Here is a 314-nt window from a genome sequence, read left to right as displayed (position 1 = left end):
CCACCACTCAGGGTTGTCACGCTGTCCGAGCCAAGGGTGCGGCCCACGCTGCTTTCCGTGCTGTAGTTACGCACAGGCTGCCATATCGGCCCGGCATAAGCCTGCGGGATGGATAAAAACCCATCCGTATTGTCGGTATCTGTCAGGGTCAGTGTGACTGTGTCCGCCTGTACCACGGCGGGAGCGACACAGAGGATCTGGCCATTGGCGCAACCGCGTGCCTGCCCCTGCCACACAGGAGCCCCTGCCAGACTGGCAGAAACCGCCAGCACAGCCGAGGGCATGAGGTTGGTGCGGTGCAGGCTAAAAACCCG

At 62.4% G+C, this 314-nt stretch carries 1 pseudogene; it reads right to left on the bottom strand.

The annotated features are described in order from the left end of the window. Positions 1 to 314: pseudogene (locus tag HK26_RS13685) on the bottom strand (hypothetical protein); the annotation flags it as partial.

Source organism: Acetobacter okinawensis, from assembly GCF_002153655.1.
Classification (GTDB): Bacteria; Pseudomonadota; Alphaproteobacteria; order Acetobacterales; family Acetobacteraceae; genus Acetobacter; species Acetobacter okinawensis_A.
This window is presented reverse-complemented; position numbering and strand designations above follow the sequence as displayed.